The organism is Streptococcus sp. 477 (assembly GCF_013277295.1).
GTDB lineage: Bacteria > Bacillota > Bacilli > Lactobacillales > Streptococcaceae > Streptococcus > Streptococcus pseudopneumoniae.
In genome coordinates this window covers 1-5,071 of record NZ_VMMQ01000104.1, presented here as the reverse complement: position 1 = coordinate 5,071, position 5,071 = coordinate 1, and the positions used below count along the sequence as shown (strand labels likewise).

General features: G+C 43.8%; 6 protein-coding genes. All 6 read right to left on the bottom strand.

The features are described from left to right. Positions 1-5: 5 nt before the first annotated feature. Entirely contained in the window at positions 6-401 is a 396-nt protein-coding gene (locus HT691_RS10815) for a hypothetical protein (RefSeq protein ID WP_240154011.1), read from the bottom strand. Between the two features lie 15 nt (positions 402-416). Further along, the gene (locus HT691_RS10810) at positions 417-695 is read right to left on the bottom strand and encodes a hypothetical protein (RefSeq protein ID WP_000134981.1); all 279 of its coding nucleotides are present in this window, start codon (positions 693-695) and stop codon (positions 417-419) included. A gap of 10 nt (positions 696-705) precedes the next feature. Continuing rightward, positions 706-858, bottom strand: a complete 153-nt coding sequence (locus HT691_RS10805) for a hypothetical protein (protein ID WP_000036642.1) — start codon at positions 856-858, stop codon at positions 706-708. Next, on the bottom strand, positions 851-1,384 hold the full coding sequence (locus tag HT691_RS10800; protein ID WP_001105679.1) for a hypothetical protein: 534 nt from the start codon (positions 1,382-1,384) through the stop codon (positions 851-853). Before HT691_RS10800 ends, HT691_RS10805 begins: the two co-directional genes overlap by 8 nt. Beyond that, positions 1,381-1,587, bottom strand: coding sequence for a hypothetical protein (locus HT691_RS10795; RefSeq protein WP_000368698.1), 207 nt, complete (start codon positions 1,585-1,587; stop codon positions 1,381-1,383). Before HT691_RS10795 ends, HT691_RS10800 begins: the two co-directional genes overlap by 4 nt. Beyond that, on the bottom strand, positions 1,580-5,071 hold a 3,492-nt coding region (locus HT691_RS10790; RefSeq protein WP_233053354.1), incomplete at its 5' end, for a tail fiber domain-containing protein. The genes HT691_RS10790 and HT691_RS10795, both read right to left, overlap by 8 nt.

Genomic DNA, 5,071 nt, shown 5'->3' with positions numbered 1-5,071 from the left:
TGATTTTAGGATAGTATTACTTCTTCTGCGATATCCAGCTCTTTTAAAGCATGGACTTCCTCTGTGACCAATTCTTTATCTGAGGCCACTATCTTGATATGGACAGATTTATCACTGGGGAAAACATAGCCTCCAGCCGTGATTTCCAAGCGATAACTCCCAATGGGCAAGATAGCGTCCAGATGAAAACTCACACCTTGACCGGTAACGGTTACCTGCTTCTTCCACTGGTAGCCCTCCTTGGTCAGACTGATCAGTGCCTCCTTCCCTTCCAGAGAGGAGATGACTTGGTAATCTTCGTCTAAGAGGGCAAAACCAAAGGTGGAAGCCAAGTCCCCTTGCTTAATCAGGTGCCCACCGTCAATTTGCCGCAAATTGGTCATATTGAGATTACAGACCATTCTGCACCTCTTTCTTTACTGTTTACTTTGTATCAAGGTTTTCAGTTCTCTCACATCTTCACCTAGCGATTTGACCTGTTCAGCCAGCACCAGAATAGCCTTATTTTGTTCGTCATGGTTATCCAATCTTTTGTTAGCCGACATTCGAAATTCGCGTAAGTTCTCAATGTCTTTTTCTATGGCTGTCATGCGATTTTCCTGCTTGGTTGCCCTGTCCTTCATGGAAAAGTACAAGACAACCACAGGAATCAGAGAAAAGAGAAACCGAATCAATAAGTGCTCAATCTCTGTCATAAACACCTCGCTAGTTTGCCAGATGGCTCAAACCACGTCGCTTCAATTCCTTGCGCACACGGTCTTTCCAGCGTTTATGTACCCATGAAAAGTCAACTGCTCCACGTTCCAGTAGGTTGATGTACATGTCGATTTTGGCTTGGTCTAGTGTAATCTTACTCATTGCTGCTACCTCCATTGTCTTCACTAGGGCTCTCTTGGTTTGTCGTTTCAGAAATGTCATCTTCTTTCTCGCTTTCTTTCTTATCTTCTACCGCTGGGGTTGGTTGTGCTTCTTCAGCTTGGTTTTCTGTGTCCGTAACCTGAGGGGTGTCCTCGTCGGTCTCCTCCTGGTCAGACTCTCCTTGAGCTTCCAGCTCCTCCAATCGCGCTAAGATATCCTCAATATCCTGAGCATTCTGGAGATTGACCTTCTGCATGCCATCCATGAGCTGGTTGGCTCTCTCCAGCGCTTCCGTCGTCTTAGCCAATTGTTCTTGGTTCTTGACAATGGCACTAGTCGGGTCCAGTTCGGTGCGAACCAATTCCAAAACCGCTTGGATAAGGGCGTCCTCACTATCCTGTGTGTGGTCACCTGGCAATTCGCACTGCTCATAAGAATAGCGCCCCTTGTTTTCCATCTTGATTGCGACAACTGTTACATTTTCCCCACCTTTCAAGTAGGGATTAATTGCTACTTCGTAATTCATTCCTTATTTCCTTTCATTTTCGCTTGTGTTTCGTCAAAAAGTTCTTTAAGCGCTGGGTCATATTCCAGCACCGCCTTAAAGGCCTGTAATTCAGCCAAAGCCAGCCTATGGTGTACATTTAAATGCGCATAGTTCAATTCGATATCAGCCAAACGGTCGACGAGCGACTCAGCGACTAGCTTGTCGATTGTGTGATTATCCATGTCTGTTCTCCATTTTTTCTATTTTTTGATTTAATTCTTGGATTGCCTTAATTAAGTAAGGAACTAAAGCGGTATAGTCTATATGTAGATAGCCATCTGGATTCTCAGGATCTCGTGAGACAATTCTTGGAACGATGGTTTCAGCCTCTTGAGCTATTAGACCAATCTCCTCATGTTTCTTACTTTCGATGAAATCAAATGCAACCATTCTTAATCTGTTGATTTTGTCCAAGGCTTTCACAGCTGTATCTGTGATGTTCTCTTTTAAGCGTCTGTCTGATTTTTGTTCCATCCAATACTTCACGCTACCACTACCGACCTGATTCCACCAAACAACCGCATTCCTTCCGCCTTTGGGATTCCAACCATCACCAAAGACGTCTTTACTTCCAAGTTCGATACCATTTAAAAACACAGGAGAACGAGAAAAAGTAGTATTCCCATAGAAGTTTGCTCTCGATGAATTCGAAAAGTCAACCCTACCGTGGAAATTTGCTCCGTTTCGGCAATGCATGTTTCCTAACGTTGTCACATACCAAGCATTGGGGCCAGGACTGTTCCAACTGTAACCCCAGTTCGCCCAAAATGCGGTATTTTCGCCATTGTAGCTTCCGCCTTCGCCGTTTCCCATGCCGACCGAGAATTGGTTGACACCAGAAATCCAGCGACCTCTTCCTTGAGCAAAACGACCAATTGTAAACCCTCCTATTTGACCCTGATAAGCTTCTAAGAAAGTCGAGCGATTCACAACTGATTCAATCTTAGTCGCAAAGATACGTTTAGAAGTTAGTTCTCCAATAAAGGCGTCGTTGGCAATAAGTTTTCGAATAAAGGCATGATCAAACTTTACCTTATCAGCTGTGACCGCTTCGGCAGCTAAAACAGCTGTCGTTACTGAACCTGATTCAAAATTAGCTGTCTTCAACTTATCAACCATGGCAGACTTGATGACTGCTCTGTCAATCAGGGTCTCGCCTGTTATATGGGTTAATTTCCCAACAAAGCGGTTATGTCCATTGGCTCCTAGATTGATACCCGAAATCAAATCACCTGCACTGTTGATGTTTTGAACCAACCAGGAGCCAGCTAGTTGAGTCATTTTTGTTTGCGTTGCTTCAAGCTTCTTATTCGCATCTGCGACTGCATCTTCTGGATGTGGTTGCCATGTTCTAGGTTTATAACCTTTGTACAAGTCAACTTCTGTAATATACAAATCAGCTGTTCCTGATGATGAGCCATTGTTCTCAAAACGAATGTAAGCATTATCCATTTCTCCGGAATTAAAAGTTACTGAGACATCTTCGCATCTAGAGGTAGATAGTTTCTTGCTGCTAACAACTTTCTTAAAGATTGTGAATCCATCGCTCTCGCCTGCTCTTCGTCCCAAAATATAAACATCATAGCTTGCTAGAGCACTGTTGTTAAATCCTCTAAAATTCAGTACATAGTCAGTATTTCGTTCAAGATTAAAACGGTGACTAGACAAAAAGTTTTTGTTTTTAGTTGCATTGCTTAAACGCATAAGGTCTTTCTGCCCGTTGTGATAAAAGCTATGCTTAACCAATCTTCCTAAATTTTGAGTTGAGACCCATTTATTCGTATCATTTTTAAAATCACTATTCTTAATGAGGTTAGGGCCGCTTACACTATATTTCCCAACCTCAACCTGAAACAGTTGATTGGTCATAGCCATGCGAGCAACCTTATCCGCAATTCCATTTTCAGTATTACCCAGAATCCGCTCATAGAGTTGACTACTCTCCCTCACACGCTGGAAGTCAGTAGTCTCTACCTTACCTGCCAGTTGATGGGATAGGTTCGCAATGTTCCTGGTCATATCCTGCTTATAAGTTGTTATTCGGCTTGAAATATCCCTAAATGTCCCGTCGGCAGATTGACGATAGCTAGCTATTTGGCTAGTTATTTCTCTATTCGCACTCGTTTTAACTCCTTCAATTCTCCGATGAATCCCCTCCACGTCTTCTTGATAGCTTGATTTCCCTACATAATCTCTGGATATCTGCTCACGAACTGCTCTTGCTTGTCTCGCGCTCTCCTCACGAGTATAGCGCTGTAAGCTTTCCTGTCTTTGACCATCTTGAGCAACATAGGCCTGAACAGCCGACAAATCCGTTCGCAATTCCTGCGCTGTTCGCTCAAAGCTAGCCTTAGCTTGTGTGATGAGACCATTGGTGTCTTCAAGCGCTGGACTCCAGTCTGTCGCTAGGGTACCTTTTTCAAGTTTAATCCTACGAATGAAAATAGGTCCTCCGTATCCTAAATCTGAATTGAATAGGGTCATCTGTAGCTTGGATTCAGAGGGCGCATCCTCTTTAAAAAATACCGGACCTGTAAGCCTAAATCGCTGCCACTCCCTAGTCGCAGTGGACTTTGTTTGTCCCTCTATACCAAAGCCATTCCCACCATTATGCATCATGTGGAAAGGAAAAGAACCATCAACTTCATCGAGTTTATAATCAAACGAGAGAGTCCAAGTTGTCCCAATATCGGACTTTGAAAGATAGGGATCTAGATTATCAAACACAAAACCAAAACGAGACTGTTGAATTTTCTCGGAATCACGATAATAGTTCCGACCACCAACTTGCATATTTGAAAATTCTTCCCGTAATTTCCCTGCTTCAGCCACAACTAAGGTCTTATCTGCCTTGTCCTTGGTTGCGTTCAGGATTTCCTGGCGGATAGAGCCAGCTCGCACCTCAAATTCAGCCGTACTAAGCTTCTGATTTAGTTGGCTCTGGGTATCTCTTTCTAACCTCCTCACAGATTGCCTAATATTCTCAGCAGTCACGTTGAGGGAGCTGATATCCACTTTGGTTCTGAGACCTTCAGTCAAACGCCTCACTCCAGCATCAAGCGCATCAGCGCGCTGATTAAAACGAGAGGTCATTGTTGAAATACGAGTAGAGCTCTCTTCTTGTATACGGTCTATCTGACTCGTCAGAGTCTCTGCTGTTTGCCTGACTTCTGATTTGTTAGCTTTCCCTTCCATTCTGTTCGTCAGTGCAGTTAGCCTGCCTTTAGTCGTCTCTTCATATCTTGCCTGAGAGCTTCTGACTCCAGCCAAGTCATTCTTTATCTGACCGAGAGCTTGAACTTGTTTGGAAATGTCAGTTTTAAGTTGCCTTTGCTTGGAGCTTATATCATTGGTAACTGTCTGCTTTAGAAGATTCAAATCACCCGACAAAGCCGTCTGAGCACTCCTAGTCTGCGACTTAAACGCTTCAAGTCTAGCAACAGAATCCAGACCAATCCGCTTGGCTTCCTGAGCAAGAGAGCTACTTGCGCCAGCTTGTCTCAAAGCTTCCTCAGCCTTGCGCCTTGATTCTCGTAAAGGTTCATCATGAAAGCTATTGAAACGCTGATTGATAGTGTCAGACACTTCTTGCTTGACTTCTTCTGCCTTAGCCTTGGCAAGTTCGATGGCATCCGTGATAGCTTTCTCACGCTTAGTAAATTCAGC

Coding starts and splice junctions, on each gene's coding strand:
- HT691_RS10810 (WP_000134981.1), bottom strand. CDS start 695: ATGACAGAGATTGAGCACTTATTGATTCGGTTTCTCTTTTCTCTGATT.
- HT691_RS10815 (WP_240154011.1), bottom strand. CDS start 401: ATGGTCTGTAATCTCAATATGACCAATTTGCGGCAAATTGACGGTGGG.
- HT691_RS10805 (WP_000036642.1), bottom strand. CDS start 858: ATGAGTAAGATTACACTAGACCAAGCCAAAATCGACATGTACATCAAC.
- HT691_RS10800 (WP_001105679.1), bottom strand. CDS start 1,384: ATGAATTACGAAGTAGCAATTAATCCCTACTTGAAAGGTGGGGAAAAT.
- HT691_RS10795 (WP_000368698.1), bottom strand. CDS start 1,587: ATGGATAATCACACAATCGACAAGCTAGTCGCTGAGTCGCTCGTCGAC.